Source organism: Arsenicibacter sp. R0_47 (genome assembly GCF_057652235.1).
Genome location: NZ_JBYFCJ010000008.1, coordinates 57,237 through 72,374 on the forward strand (window position 1 = coordinate 57,237; position 15,138 = coordinate 72,374).

12 protein-coding genes are annotated in these 15,138 nt (G+C 50.8%); 5 read left to right on the plus strand and 7 right to left on the minus strand.

What is annotated here, in order from left to right:
• Positions 1 to 620: 620 nt before the first annotated feature.
• Complete coding sequence (locus tag AC23NW_RS16035) at positions 621 to 1,046, plus strand: response regulator (protein WP_487450646.1); 426 nt, start codon at positions 621 to 623, stop codon at positions 1,044 to 1,046.
• A 32-nt stretch (positions 1,047 to 1,078) separates the two neighbouring features.
• On the opposite strand, the gene AC23NW_RS16040 is transcribed toward AC23NW_RS16035, so the two are convergent.
• The 7 genes from AC23NW_RS16040 to AC23NW_RS16070 form a co-directional block, all read right to left on the minus strand.
• Positions 1,079 to 2,845 (minus strand): PAS domain-containing sensor histidine kinase, encoded by a 1,767-nt coding sequence (locus tag AC23NW_RS16040; protein ID WP_487450647.1) that lies wholly within the window; start codon positions 2,843 to 2,845, stop codon positions 1,079 to 1,081.
• A 457-nt stretch (positions 2,846 to 3,302) separates the two neighbouring features.
• Positions 3,303 to 4,070, minus strand: a complete 768-nt coding sequence (locus AC23NW_RS16045; protein WP_487450648.1) for an SDR family NAD(P)-dependent oxidoreductase — start codon at positions 4,068 to 4,070, stop codon at positions 3,303 to 3,305.
• Between the two features lie 42 nt (positions 4,071 to 4,112).
• Complete coding sequence (locus tag AC23NW_RS16050; RefSeq protein WP_487450649.1) at positions 4,113 to 4,982, minus strand: TIM barrel protein; 870 nt, start codon at positions 4,980 to 4,982, stop codon at positions 4,113 to 4,115.
• 54 nt (positions 4,983 to 5,036) lie between these two features.
• Positions 5,037 to 5,951: a 5-dehydro-4-deoxyglucarate dehydratase gene (gene kdgD, locus AC23NW_RS16055; RefSeq protein WP_487450650.1), complete on the minus strand. Its 915-nt coding sequence runs from the start codon at positions 5,949 to 5,951 to the stop codon at positions 5,037 to 5,039.
• Positions 5,952 to 5,978: 27 nt separating this feature from the next.
• Positions 5,979 to 7,301 carry an enolase C-terminal domain-like protein gene (locus AC23NW_RS16060; protein ID WP_487450651.1) on the minus strand — a complete coding sequence of 441 codons (1,323 nt, stop codon included), beginning with the start codon at positions 7,299 to 7,301 and terminating at the stop codon, positions 5,979 to 5,981.
• A 28-nt stretch (positions 7,302 to 7,329) separates the two neighbouring features.
• The gene (gene garD, locus AC23NW_RS16065) at positions 7,330 to 8,865 is read right to left on the minus strand and encodes a galactarate dehydratase (RefSeq protein WP_487450652.1); all 1,536 of its coding nucleotides are present in this window, start codon (positions 8,863 to 8,865) and stop codon (positions 7,330 to 7,332) included.
• 44 nt (positions 8,866 to 8,909) lie between these two features.
• Positions 8,910 to 10,355, minus strand: a complete 1,446-nt coding sequence (locus AC23NW_RS16070) for a GntP family permease (RefSeq protein WP_487450653.1) — start codon at positions 10,353 to 10,355, stop codon at positions 8,910 to 8,912.
• A 353-nt stretch (positions 10,356 to 10,708) separates the two neighbouring features.
• Between AC23NW_RS16070 and AC23NW_RS16075 the strand changes: the two genes are divergently transcribed.
• The 4 genes from AC23NW_RS16075 (at position 10,709) to AC23NW_RS16090 (ending at position 15,079) form a co-directional block, all read left to right on the plus strand.
• Positions 10,709 to 11,290: a cupin domain-containing protein gene (locus AC23NW_RS16075; RefSeq protein WP_487450654.1), complete on the plus strand. Its 582-nt coding sequence runs from the start codon at positions 10,709 to 10,711 to the stop codon at positions 11,288 to 11,290.
• Between the two features lie 136 nt (positions 11,291 to 11,426).
• Complete coding sequence (locus AC23NW_RS16080; protein WP_487450655.1) at positions 11,427 to 12,461, plus strand: sensor histidine kinase; 1,035 nt, start codon at positions 11,427 to 11,429, stop codon at positions 12,459 to 12,461.
• Positions 12,462 to 12,585: 124 nt separating this feature from the next.
• A complete protein-coding gene (locus tag AC23NW_RS16085; RefSeq protein ID WP_487450656.1) occupies positions 12,586 to 14,439 on the plus strand; it encodes a tetratricopeptide repeat-containing sensor histidine kinase in 1,854 nt (617 codons plus the stop codon).
• 1 nt (position 14,440) lies between these two features.
• Positions 14,441 to 15,079: a response regulator gene (locus AC23NW_RS16090; RefSeq protein ID WP_487450657.1), complete on the plus strand. Its 639-nt coding sequence runs from the start codon at positions 14,441 to 14,443 to the stop codon at positions 15,077 to 15,079.
• Positions 15,080 to 15,138 lie beyond the last annotated feature (59 nt).

Below are 15,138 nucleotides of genomic sequence, written 5' to 3' on the forward strand. Positions count from 1 at the left end.
AAATAAGAATGTAAATAAAGAAATAGTAAACTGATATTTTATATCGGTACATTATTATAAGCTATTTGCCTCTTAACTATCCCAGTAGTATATGAATTGATAAAAAGCCCGGTACTTTAAGAGCCGGGCTTTTTTTTGTAGTTTGCAGTCGATCAAGCTTACTGCTTGCTTATTTATGTACTTTGATGGAAAACGCCCGGACAAATTGATTCGGGCGTTTCTGTTTACTACTCCTTTGTGACGATAAGCTCAGTTTATTGTCACAAAAGTTTCTGTTTTTCATATAAATAAACATTTGTTGTTGCATTTTGTTGGCTGAATGATAAAGTTATTTACGGAAAGCAGTTCAGGTATGCTGAAGAACGAACAAACGCAATAGGAAAATTGATCAGAACGTTTACCGGATACCGTTAACAGGCAAGTCAGCTTGCCTGTAGAATAAAAAAAACAGGTTATTATCTCTCCGGAATGATATATTTGATTACTTAAACTTTGTTTAGAATACCAAAAAGAGCCGTTCTGATTTATCAACACCAACGAAAATCAGTGCGGAGCCGGATTAAATGTGAATCCAACAGTATTTGCAGGGAATATTGTGGAGAAAACCAGCCTTGAATAGTATGTCATTACATAAAAAATTTCCGATTCTGATCGTTGAAGATGAAGAAGATACTGTATTAATTCTCCGGCGGGCAGCCAGTAAGGGTTTCCCTGAATCAGACTGGGTGCATGTCAGTTCATTCAAAGAGGCAATAGACGTAATTGAACAGAAAGGCACCGGCTATTTCAAACTTGTCTTTCTGGACAATAATCTGAATCAGGATATCAATGGAATTGAAGCGGTTGACCTGCTGAAAAAGTGGTTACTGAACGTGCCGATACCGGTAATACTGATATCAGCCTCAATACGGCCGGACGACATTAAAAAAGCATATGGTATAGGCATTACCAGTTTTATCGGGAAACCGGCGGGCTATCTTGAATGGATACACTATCTGTCCGTGATCCGTGAATACTGGTATAACATAGTGAAGTTACAGGAATAAGGAATCTGAATTACTTATTCCTGTAACGTGTATCAGACGGGCAAAAAAACATAGAACGTTGAGCCTTCGCCGACAGTACTAGCGGCAGTTATCGCGCCGCCATGATAGGTAACTACCCGCTCGCAAATAGCCAGCCCGATGCCTGTTCCGGCAAACTCGTGCTTTCCGTGAAGGCGCTGAAACACCTGAAAAATACGTTCCAGGTGTTTCTCCTCAAATCCGATGCCGTTATCCCGGATCTCAACCTGAACATATTTATCCGCGTTACGGGCGGGGCTAATGTGAGCGGGAAGAGCCGATGCGCGGATCAGGCTTCCGCGGACGATAATTTCAGGTTTATGGTCAGGTTTGCGGAATTTGAGTGCATTGCCGATCAGGTTCTGAAAGACCTGCTCCAACTGGGTTTCATCTCCGGAAACGGTTGGTAAGGCAGAGACACGTATAGTGGCCTGCGTCTCCTTAACAGGAAGCTCAAATGTCGATAAAACACGTTTTACAATCAGGTTCAGATCGACCGGTTCAAACCGCAGTTGCTGCGACGATAAGATGGCAAAGTTGAGCAGGTCTTTGATTAGCGAAGACATCCGGCTGGCAGATTGCTGCATGCGGTCGACATAAAGCTGACATTCCTGAGAAAGGTCTGCCTTCTGCATGAGTAATAAACTTCCGAACTGCTGAATTTTGCGCAACGGCTCCTGAAGATCGTGGGAAGCCACATAGGCGAACTGCCGTAAATTATCGTTTGACAGATGCAGCAGGTTATTCGATTCCTGAAGTTCTTCGTTAATGGCCGCGTACTCATCGTTGGCCGCCATCAATTCCTGATTAATATGAGCCAGCTCTTCCGTCCGGAGCTGCACTTTTTGCTCTAATTCAAGGGAAAGCTGGCGATACCGGTCTTCGCTCTCCTGAATCCGTTTACGGGTTTTAACCAGCGGAGTCACATCGGTCGCTACAACAATAACACCTGTGATCACATCATCAATACCGTAAAAAGGCTGATAGATAAAATTTACGTATATGGTTTCCAGGGTATTGTTGATCAACAGCGTAACCGCCTGTTCACTGGCCGAAAAGGGCTTGCCGGTATCGATGACGTTATAGAGCAGATCATCGAAGCCTTGTCCGTTTAATTCCGGAAGGGCTTCAAGCAGTGCTTTGCCGATTAACTGATCGGGTGAACGGCCGACCAGTTCACTGTAGAACGGGTTCGCAATCCGGAATGTGAGATTCTCTTTGCTGATAACAGCTACTGCAACCGGTGCCTGTTCAAAAAAGGACAACATTTCCTGCTGCGATTGCTCAAGCTTCTCCCTGGATAATACAGCCTGCGTAGTTTCCGTACACGTAACCAGAATACCATTTACTGAGCCGTCATCATCCGTAAGCGGACTGAAGCTATACGTCCAGTAGGCAAAGCCCATTGTCCCTTCGCGGTAGATGGGGAGTTTCTGGTCTTCAAACCAGACCGCATCCCCTCCGTTCATGATGTTATGAATCATCGGACCAATCCAGGGCCATGATTCTGCCCAGCTGATATGCCCCGGCTGGCCTAAAGAAGAAGGATGTTTGCCATTATTACCCAGGCTGGGGCGAAAGGCATCATTATAAAACGTAATCAGGTCCCGGCCCCAAAAGATCAGCATGGGAAAACGTGAGGTCAACATCATATTGACCAGTGTACGTAAACTCTTAGGCCATGTATCCGGCGTTCCTAATGCATTCGCCGACCAGTTATACCCTTGAGTAAGTTCGCCCATTTCACCCCCGCCCGCCAAAAAAGGGTAGGAATTATCCATATAGTGAATAGTTACAATTAAGCAGTAATTTAAGTACAGTAACCAGTAACAACAAAGAGTGTTTTTAAACCGAATTCCTGAAAAAATAATAATCTATAGTCTCGCGAAGAACAAATAAGTAGCTAAACACTTAAACGTAAGAAAAAGGCCATTAATCAGTAAAGAATAAGTGGTATAACTAGTTGATTTTCAGTTGAATATGTTAAAACAAAAAAGACCGCTCGCAGGGCAAACGGTCTTTTTTACTTATATCCACACCATTTATCGGCTTTGCAGCCGAAGATCAAAAATACAAAAAAAGATAAATGACTAGTCATGTAAATCAGGTAAGTATGGGCTTATTTTAGAAAATGTTTAAAGTTTCCTGAACAAATAAGCGATAAGTATACCTAATTACGTAAACGGTTCTGTAAAATTTATAAAAAGAGCTAATAATAAACCGGAACGGAAAGAATAGTTATTTTAGTAGACGTCCACCATCAACGGTAATAATAGTACCCGTTGTAAAGGTCATTGTGGTGGCCAGGGAAATGACGACATTAGCAACATCCTGACCGGTAGCGTATCGTCCCAGCGGTGTGTTGTCCAGTTGATTTTTCAGGAAAGAAGGATCGAAGTTTTTGGTATACTCACCTTCCACAAATCCGGGTGAAACAGAGACCATACGGATTTTAGGAGCCAGAACACGGGCTAATGAGCGGGTCATTGAATCAACGGCGGCTTTAGAGGCACAATAAGCAACATTGCTGCCGATACCATAAATACCGGCAATCGACGAAATATTTACGACAAGCGAAGACTTCCCCGAGCGTTCTGCTGCGGTATTAAGCAAGCCGCGCATCGCACGGACCATAGCGAATCCCCCTCTGAAATTCGTCTGCATAATCCGGTCAATCCATTCATCGGTCAATGCATCAAGGTCTGCATGAGGCACAGGCGTTGTAATACCGGCATTATTGACCAGCACATCGAGCCGGCCGTACTGATCGTTGATCGTTTGCTGTAACGCTTCGACCGCCGCTGCATCGGTTGTCGGCGCCTGAATAATCTGGTGGCCGCTTCCGGTCAGAGACGCCAGTAACCGGTCCGCCTTCTGATGATCGTTATTGTAGGTAGCAATGACCTTATAGCCATGGTTTGCAAACGTTCGTGAAATGGCCGATCCGATTTCGCCGGCTCCGCCGGTGACAAGAACGACAGGGGTATGGTCAACAGATTCTGACATGCTTTCTAGTTAATTAGTTGGTAGTCAAAAGATAAGAACTGGTTAGAAATCATCGCAGAGCCGGTAAGCGGCCAGCACGGCCTGTTCACCCTGAATACCCGGCTGGCTGTTAAAATGCTCCATACCCAGAATAAACGTACGGCCGGTCTCCTGCGATTTCCGGTAAATATGCCGGAAAATTGTTTTGTAGTTAATTTCGCCCGTTGTTGGTTCAAACCGGCCGGGCTCGTCCCCGATCTGAAAATAACCGATCTGGTTCCAGCAAAGGTCCATGTGGTACAACAACCGGCCCTCGTTGCGCTGGAGATGATACATGTCAAAAAGCAGCTTACAGGAAGGCCGGTCGATTACCTGGCAGATTTGACAGGCCTTTGCTGATGACCGCAGGAAGAGGGGAGTGGCGTCACTCAATGGCTCCAGCAACAGGGTGATGCCTTCCGGTTCGAACAGATCACAGGCCGCCTGAAGCGCGTCGGTCACATGCAGCGTCTGCATCTCGGCCGGGAGCGAAAAGTCGATCAGATCGGCTGAAATGGTAACGAACCGGCCGTTCAGCCGTTTGAGGGTCTCAATGGCCATCCGGCACCGGCTCAGGAAAACGGCCAATACATCCGGATCGCCGGTAGTCAGCGACGGCTTAACAGGCCAGAAGGCAGGACCAAGCGAAACCGTGCCCATTTCCATATCAAGGGCCGCAAGCGTTTCCCCGATTTTCGATACCAGCTCAACCGGTTGTAACAAAAAGCCGAGACCAAGCCGCCCCGGAAAACCGGGATGGGCGGGCCCGCTGTCTTCAAGGGCCCGGAAACCCATGTCAGCCATAAACCGGATCTGGTCCAGGGGATCCGGGCCGGCATGGCACTCAAACATGTTGATGTGCGGGGCATAGTTGAGTTTAAAGGGTTCGGCCATAGGGTGACAAAAAGGGTGATCGGCGACCACCCATGTTGCATTGTGAAATAACAGTTAAGCCGCTGGTTTATTCGCGTCTATGATACGCGCCAGTTCAGCAATGTGCTCTTCGGTTGGCATTGACAGCGGAGGGCGCACATCGCCCGCACTCTTACCAATCAGTTTGGCTCCGGCTTTGATCAGGCTGACAGCATACCCGTTTTTCTTGCTGCGAATGCGTACCAGCGGGATGTAAAAGGAACGCGTAATGGCATCAACTGTTGCCTTATCACCCGTCCGGAGGCTTTTGTAGAACAGATTGGCCAGCTCCGGAACAAAGTTAAAGGCTGCTGAAGAATACGTGTTGACACCAATGGATAAATACGCTTCGGCAATGATTTCGGCCGTCGGTACGCCGCCGATGTAAGAGAGCCGGTTACCGATGGTTTTGATGGTATCGTTCAGATCCTGAATATTACCGGTTCCGTCTTTCAGGCCGATCAGATTGGGGCAGGCGTCGGCCAGCCGCTGCAGGTTTTCCGGCGATAATACCCCATTGCCGCGGTTGTAATAAATCACCGGCAGGTCGGTATGCTGCATAATCGTTTTAGCATAGGCAACAACGCCGTCCTGCGGGCATTCGGTCAGGTAGGGAGGAAACAGCAGCAAGGCATGCACACCGGCTTTTTCGGCCATCTTTGCAAAGGCGATGGCGTCCGGAATACTACGTCCTACGCTGGAGATAACCGGTACCCGGCCGGCCACAGTTTCGGTAGAGATATTGACTATCTGCTCATATTCAGCCGCAGAGAGGGAGAAAAATTCGCCGGTACCACCGGCAACAAAAACCGAAGAGACCTGATGGCCCACAAACCAGTCGATCCGGTCGGCATAGGTGGTGGCATTAAACTGACCGTTCTGGTCGAAATCAGTCACCGGAAACGAAAGGAGCCCGTCTTTGAGTGACGATTTAATGGTTGATAAATCCATGATATTGATTGTCGAAAGGTTCGTGAGTTACCAGCGGGTGGCCTTGAATGTCCAGCCTGGCTGTACTTTCTGCATTTCAGTTTCATCGTCCCGTTTAGTCAGTCCGCAGGCAAGGTAATTCTCGTGCAGGCGTGCCAGCGCTTCCCGGTCGAGCTCTACGCCAAGACCAGGGCCTTCCGGAACGGCAACGCTGCCGTCTTCAAACGGTAGCCGTCCGCCTGTAATAATTTCATCTGACTGCCATGGATAGTGTGTATCCAGCGCATAGGTTAAATTCGGAATGGCCGCACCGAGGTGTACCATGGCCGCGAGCGAAATACCCAGATGGGAGTTGGAGTGCATAGACAGATCACGGCCGAAAATCCGGCAGATGTCCGCCAGGGTCATGGAGGCCTGCAAACCACCCCAGAAATGGTGATCGCTCAGAATAATGTCTTCTGAACCGAGGAGGTAGCTGCGCGGGATGTCCTCAAAAGAAGTGGTACACATATTGGTCGCCAGCGGTGTTTTCAGGGCTTTTCGCACGGCCGCCATGTTTTCTTGCCCTCGGACCGGATCTTCGAGATACTCAATAACGCCTTCCATTTCCTTGCCGTACTGAATAGCAGTCTCTACTGTCCAGAGCGCATTCGGGTCGATCCGGATCGGTACAGAAGGGCCGAACGCTTCACGCAACGCAAAAACAGCATCAACCTCCTGACGCGGATCAAAGACGCCGCCTTTCAGCTTAATCGACTGAAAGCCAAATTCCGCACACATGGCTTTGGCCTGAGCCACGATTTCATCGGGTGTTAACGCACTAGCCTGACGGGCGGCGGCCCAGCCGGTTGCCGTTGGATCGGTACCGAACGCAAGCGGTCCGCCGGCACCCTCAAATTTGTAGAACAGATAGGCCGAAAACGGCACCCGGTCACAGCGGCGGCCTCCGAGTAAATCAACTACCGGACGGTTGATGATTTTGCCGATAATGTCCAGACAGGCAACCTCAATAGCACTGAAAATATGCACCAATGTGCGCTGATCCCAGGGCGTATCCCCGCGCTCCGAGGCTTTATCCTGCCCGAAATGGGCCAGCAATAAATCGCGGATGGTATTCAGCTGAAAAGGATCCTGCCCGATAATCAGCGGTTTACTGGCTTCAAGTGACCGGTCGATGGCAATATTGCCGGGGATCTTACTGATTCCGCTGATGTTGTCGTCGGTAACCAGCTCAACTACTGTGCGCAGCGCATAGGGCGCATGCAGCCCGGCGGCATTAAGCAGGGGAGGATCAACAACGGCAATCGGGGTAATATGAAACGCTTTAATCTTCGGTCCGTTCAGACCATGCAGGGATTGAGTAAGGGTCATGGTTGTATCAGAGGAAAAGGGAAAAACACTACGTAAGTGGTCCGGGATTAAACAATACCAGATCATTATACAGTCCGATTTTGTCGGTTGCTACCTGTTTGCGGCCGCTGGCAATGTCCAGTATCAGGCGGAATAAGTCCCAACCCGATTCGTCAATCGTTTTAAGACCGAACGCAACGGGTCCGGCGTCAAAATCGATCAGGTCATGCCAGCGCTGACTAAGTCTGGTATTGGAACTGACTTTTATTACCGGCACCATATTCAGGCCATAGGGTGTACCGCGCCCGGTGATGAACACGTGCAGGTTCATACCGGCAGCCAGCTGTAAGGTACCACAGACAAAATCGCTGGCGGGCGTGGCAACGAAATTCAGGCCTTTCTTACGGATTTTATCACCAGGCGACACCACATCTACAATCGGGCTGGTACCCGATTTGGCTACCGAACCAAGCGCCTTTTCAACAATATTGCTTAGCCCGCCACCCTTGTTGCCGGGTGTGGTATTGGCACTTCGGTCAGCCCGTCCCTGCATCAGGTAATTATCGTACCAGGCCATTTCGTCTTTCAGCGCCTGCGCAACGGTAGCATCGGCCGCACGGGGCACAAGCAGGTGAATGGCATCGCGTACCTCGGTGACCTCCGAAAAAAACACCGTGCCGCCCGCCCTGACAATCAGATCGGCCGCAAAGCCCGAAACCGGATTGCCCGTTAGCCCGGAAAAAGCATCGCTGCCGCCGCATTGCATGCCAACGACCAGGTCAGACGCCGGGCAGGTAGTCCGACGGCGCTGGTTGAGCTTTTGAAGGTGTTTTTCGGCCAGTGTCAGAATTTCGTCTACCATATCGCCGAACCCTTCCAGCGATTCATCCTGAAGATACAGAATGGAACTGCCCGAATCGCCTGTATCGGGAAGCAGCCGTTCGGGCCGTAGTTTTTCGCACCCCAGCCCGATGATCATAATCTCGCCGCCGAAGTTGGGGTTTTGGGCGATGTTCCGGATGGTGCGGATCGGCACGATGGCGGCAGGGGCATCAATCGCAATGCCGCAGCCATAGCTGTGCGTGAACCCGACCACATCATCTACGTTCGGGTAGCGCGGAAGCAATTCCCGCCGGATCAGCTGGCAGATGTAATCAGTGATGCCCGCCACGCACTGGACGCTGGTGGTAATACCCAGTACATTTTTGGTGCCGACCGTGCCATCGGCATTCCGGTAGCCCTCAAATGTATAGCCTTCCAGCGGATCGGCAGGAACGACTGGCGGAGGCGAATAGGGGATTTCATCCAGGGGCGGAGGGGGGGGCAGGCTGATGGTAAACTCATTGACCCAGCCTCCCCGCTTAACCGGTGTGTTGGCGTACCCGATGACATGGCCGTACCGCAGTACGGCATCGCCCGCGGCAAGGTCGGTGAGGGCCACCTTGTGTCCCATCGGTATATCTTCGCTCAGGACAATACCGTCGGGGAGCGTTGTACCGCGGGGCAGGCCCTGCGGATTGGCAACGATCGCAACAGTATCCTGAGGCGTGGTTTTAATGACAATAGGGTTGGTTGGTACATCCATGCAGGTAATTAGTTTGGCAGGCCTGTGGCAGGCATATACTGGCGTCAGACCAGCGGAAACAACTGAGCGGCCAGCATCGTCAGTAGTAAACCGGTAATACCCATCAGACTTTGCATGGGAGCAATGGTTTTCAGCGCCTCCTGTTCCGACAGGTTACTTGTTTTACACATAATCCAGAAACCGGCATCGTTCATCCACGGAATCAGTTTGGCGCCGCTGCCGATAGCCAGACAAAGATACACCGGATGGAAGCCTAAATTAGCCTGTTGCGCCATACCGGCCAGAATTCCCGATGCCGTAATCAGGGCTACGGTGGCCGAGCCCTGAGCCGTCCGGACAATGGCGGTGATCAGGAACGCCAGCGGAATCAGCGCCATCTGGTATTCTTTCGTCATCTCTGCAATGCGCTGACTGATGCCGGTCTGCTGTAGCATACCGCCGAATGCACCACCCGCTGCCGTAATCAGAATGATGCCGCCGCCACTCATCAGCGCTGTCTGGACAAACGCCGTCAAGGCTTCCTTGCGCGTCTTTTTCTGATAGGCGAGCAGGAGCAGGGCAAAGATAGCACCGGTCAGTAAAGCAATGTTTTTATCACCGAAAAACAAGACAATATCCAGCACCTTATTGACAAATGCCGAGCCAGTCACGGGCGTTTTGGGTTTAGAAAAAGCCTCAACAGCCGACCGGATACAGATCGTAACCAGCGGAAAAACCGCCGGAAGCAGTGCAAAACCAAGCGATGGCAGGTCCTTGTCGCTTTTGTTGGCAATGGCGGCAATATCGTCCAGGCGGGCATCGGGCGCGTCACGGAGCGGGGTCGGATACTTTCTGTTCAGCCAGACGGCAATGAAATACCCGACGGTTATGGTGCACAGGCCGAGTAACGAACCGCACACCATCATCAGGCCGATCGGGACATTGAGCGCTCCCACCAGAAACAGCGGTCCGGGCGAGGGCGGGACATAGGAGTTGGCCATCACGGCACCCGCAATCACCGACAGGGCCAGCAAAAGGTAATTTTTTCCGAGCCGCATCCCCATTGCTTTCGCTAACGGCATCATCAGAAAAATAACCGTATCGACGAAGACGGGTATGGTCAGGAAAAAGCTGCTCAGCACAAAACCGACGGGCGCATTTTTTTCGCCGGTTACCTTAAGCATAGCCCGGATAATTTTTTCGGCGGCACCGCTGTCGAGCATGGCTTTCCCGATAATAGCCGCCATGGCGATCAGAATGCCGATTTTGGCGCAGGTATTGCCGAATTCGGTACCGATGCGTTCGCCGATGCTTTTATGCGCCAGTTTAACAGCCTCTTCGGGTGTGCTGCCTTTGGCGATATAAAACTGTTCAATGGCGGAGACCGGTGTCAGGAGCGCCACCACCAGTGCGGCAAGCAGTAAGGCTAAAAAAGGATGTAGCCGAAGGCCAATGATGCCGCCAACAACGATGATGACGCCGATAAGGAGGATGAACAGGGGATCTCCCATGAGAATGCAGAAACGGTCGGTTCAGGAAAAAGGATCGGTTTCGTAGTAAAGCAGATTTTACGTTTGTTCTATTGCCTGATCTAGAAATTGTGGCATTATTTCCGGAAATCTGTTGTGCAAACGCCGGGAAGGCGGTAAGTTGATCCAGAAATGAACTGGTTATGGACCCAATTGTAACACGACTTATTAACGCCATCGGCCGGGATGGCGTGTCGGCTGTCTTCACGTAATTGACAACTGGTTCAGCCATATGACGGCTTCAGGCGGTAGAAGCTGCACTTCAGGAAATTGCTCGTCGCTGTTTTGTCCGCTGTGCCTGACCTTTGCTGTACAAACATAAACACAGATACAGCATGCAAGCGAGAAAATCAGCCTTTACCGCGGTTACGAAAAGCCGCACGATTCTGAATCCGGTTCTGAAAGATGAAGTTATCTTTCTGGAAACCAGTAGTGAAAGCAACGGGAGGCATACATTTGTTGAAGTTAAACTGTCGGCCGGTGGTGGCAATCCGCTCCATTACCACGATACATTTTCGGAAGAATTTACCTGTCTTGATGGTGAGCTCAGCCTACAGGTAGGGGAGCAGGTTATCCGCCTGCAGCCAGGCGAATCAGCAACGGCACCGATTGGCAGCAAACACCGGTTTTTCAACAGCAGCCAGACCGACTGCCGGTTCCAGTGTCGTATTTCACCGGGTTGTCCTGGTTTTGAACAAACGCTGCAAATCACCTATGGCCTCGCCCGCGACGGCAAAACCGATCCGAAAGGCATGCCGAAAAGTCTGTACACGCTCGGCTATATCGTGCTTATCAGCGGGACGTACATGACCGGCTGGATGGCTGCCTTACAACCTGTTCTCAACTGGTTTGGCCGCAAAGCAATCAAAAATGGTACCGCTGCTGAACTGGAACGCCGGTATCGCACTATCTGGTAAGCAACCCTCAGCCAGCCGGAGGTTACAGTAAATCGGGTTTATTGTATACTTAATCCGGTATATTTAAAGGTTTCAGTAAGCCTCGTAGTGGTTTTTATTCACCTGTTTCACCAACGTAAAGCATACCTGTTCGCGCATGAAAAAGTGGGCTAAATTTGACCGCTACGATTTTCTGATTTACCTGCTGAATTCACCGGCCCTGTTTATTGCCAATTACGTCATTTTCGGAAGTGCCTACTACCGCGATAAGACCCTGTTTGTACAGACCACGGTGATTGTCAATTGCTGGGGAGTAGTGGTATTTATCGTGCTTACCAGCTGGATGAAATACATGCGGTACCGTTATGGTCATCCTGATCACTTCGGGAACCGGCTGCTTTATTCTATGCTGGGGTATTCGGGGTTTATGCTGGCAACCATTCCGCTGGTTTTCGGCCTGTTTGACTGGCTTGGCTATCCTTATAAACCCGAAACGCTGCCGTGGGTATTAATGATTGGCCTGGTAACCAATGTGGTGTCGGCGGGATGTCATGAGGCCATTTTTACCTATTACCAGTTACGCGAAAGCAACCGGCGCGAATTTGAGCTGAAACAACTGCACATGATGCAGCAGATGGATGTGCTGAAACAACAGGTAAATCCGCATTTTCTGTTCAACAGCCTTAATTCACTGATAGCCCTCATCGGCGAAAATCCGGAGCAGGCAGAGCGCTTTGCTGAGGAGTTAAGCTCGGTATACCGCTACGTGTTGCGGGCCAATGAACAGGATTTAACCGATCTGGATGCGGAGCTGAACTTTGTCCAGTCGTATGCTCACCTGCTCCGGACGCGGTATGGCAACGGATTCAGCCTGATAACGGAAATCGACCCCCGGTTTAAGGGCTACAAGTTACCGTCGCTGACGCTACAGCTGCTGGTTGAAAACGCCGTTAAACATAATGTGGTGATGGCAAGCCGGCCCTTAACGATCCGGATTCAGACGGATGCGTTGGCAAACCTCCACATCACAAATAACCTCCAGCGCAAAAGACAGGGCGTCCTTTCCAATGGCGTGGGTTTAAACAACATTCTGGCAAAATATGACATTCTGGGGCAACCACAGCCGGTTGTCAGTGAGGAGGCCGGGCAGTTTCGTGTAGCATTACCGCTGATAGCGGCCGGCGTGAATTAATGGGTAAACGTAACGGGTTGCCCGTAGTCCGAGCTCGTTACGGATCTTTTTCTCACGTTTACTCATTAATGGTTTTTTAATAAAGCTGCTATGTTTATACTTGCTGTCTCCAAAGGAGTATAGCATGACTACCAACGCACTGATCGTCGTCAGCTGCCTGTTTGTGTCTTTTTTTTCAGCCGTCGCGGGAAAAGAAGGACCCGGACCGGCCGCACGGACAGATCTACGGACCAAAGAACTGGTAAGAATCATTTCGGCTGTATCGACCCAAATGGATTCTTCGCGGTTTGATTCGGCCCAGGTGATGCTCAACAAAGGTTTCCGGCTGGTGCAGCGTGAACCTTATCCCGCCATGGAGTTCTATTTGCTGGCCTACCAGAGTGAAGTCTTTTACTACAACGCCATGGTTGAGCAAGGCATACAGTTTGCGTTACGGGGCATTAAGGTGGCCGGACAACTGAACGATTCGACCATGCTCGCTAATCAGCATAACCTGCTGGGATTGCTTTATTCCGACCTGGACCAGCTCACAAAGGCTATTCAGCACCTCAAGCGGGGACTGGCGCTCCTGCCTGCTACTCCCCGAAGCCGGTTTGAACTCACCGAACGCTATCAGATCCTGTCTAATCTGGGGCAGTGCTATGATCAGATCGGACAATACGACCGGGCCATTACCGTCAACCAACAGTCATTTGCCCATGCTTCGCTGAAAGGGTCAGCCCGTGGGAAGGCCATTGCTGCCTGGGCGCTGGGCAATGATTTTGCTGCGCTCAAAAACACACAGGAAGCTATGGTCTGGTATAACCGGGGCCTTGCTGCTGCCCTGAACGGACGGGAGTTTGACGTTGCCATTATGATTTATCTGGCCCAGTGTAAGCTGTTTATCGCATTAGATCCGGCAAGTGCCCTGACATTTCTGGATCGCGGGATCGCCCTGATGGCCAGCCGCCAGAATCAGGTCTCAACCTATACGCGCCGGGCCTTTGCCAAAGGCCAGACAGAAATTTATTACCAGCTTAAAAACTACAAACGCGCCGTTGATACACACCGGCTGCTGAAGCAGATCGACGATGACATTCAGGATGCTGAAAAAAAACAGCGGCTGGCCATGTTACAGGCATTTTATGATAACGAGCGCCGGATTCTGCGGTATCAGGAGCGCGAGCGGTTTCACCGGAAAGAGATAGCCTATAACCGGCAACTGGTGCTGGCGACGGCGATTTTTGCCGGTCTCCTGCTGATCAGTCTGGTTGCGGTACTCTATGGTTACCGGCAAAAACAGAAGGTTAAGGATCTGTTGCAGCTCCAGAAAATACAGACTCTAACACAGGAACATGAAATGGCTAATCTGAAAGCCATGATTACCGGAGAGGAGCAGGAGCGGGTGCGGATTGCACGAGAACTCCACGACGGGCTGGGCGGTATTCTGGCCGCCGCGCGGTTCAGGGTAGAGGCATTTGCGCATCGGTTCGTGGGGGAAACCGAGGAGCCACCCGTGGCCTTGCTGGATGAAGCCAGTAAGGAAGTTCGCCGGATTTCGCAGAAACTAATGCCTTACCTGCTCCAGTATTATGGCTTGACCGGCGCGCTGCGGGAGTACGTCAGCCAGTTACAGACGGGAACAGGGCCATCGCTGCATATTGCTATCCAGGGTGAAACGCCGGAAATGAATGCCATTACGGAGCTGGGGATTTACCGTTGTGTGCAGGAAATGATCGGTAACGCCATCCGGTATGCAGGGGCTGCCCATATTAACATTGCGGTGTCGGCGCAGCCCGAAAAGCTCACCATCCGTATAGACGATGATGGAAAAGGCTTTGATGTGGAAGAAGCCCTCGCCTCGCGGGGAAACGGACTTAAAAACTGCCGGAAACGGATTGCTGACCTGGGCGGAACCTTCAGTGTTCAGTCGGTTATCGGGAGAGGTACCACCATTTCGCTGGAACTAACGTACTGTAATTCAAAATATTTCGCTTAACATGATTCGATTTGGTATTCTGGATGATCATCCGCTGGTTGTTGAAGGGTTGATGAGCCTGTTTAAACAGCATCCGGACATCGAAGCCGGCTGGGGCGCAACGGAATTAACCGGGTGTGAAACCTTGCTGCGGACATCGCCGGTCGCGGTACTGCTGCTTGATATACACCTCGACAAGCTCGACGGCATCAAAATCTGCCGCGATTTGCGCCAGCGGTTTCCCGACGTACAAATCCTGATGCTGACTTCCTATTCCGAGCCGGCGCTGGTTAAAGCGGCGTTTCAGAACGGAGCCTCCGGTTATCTCCTCAAAAATGCCGGCTTCCGCGAATTAAAGGATGCTATTATAGCCGCCCGGGACGGCAAACGCTATATACAGCCCCAGGTGCAGGAAATTCTGCTGTCGAGCTCGATGGGTCTGGAACAATCAGCAAAATTGTCGTATATGCCGGCATTGACGCAGCGGGAGCAGGAAGTCTTGAAGCTGATTGTCAACGAAATGACTACGCAGGAGATTGCCGATACATTGTTTGTAACGACCAAAACGGTGGAAACCCATCGGACGAACCTGCTGCAGAAACTGGGTGCCCGGAATGTGGCGGGTCTCGTGAAAATTGCGCTGGAAAAAGGGCTGGTATAAGTCCGGGCCAACAGACTCAGGGAAAACCCTGATTTTTCAGATTCGGGACATTCCCCGAT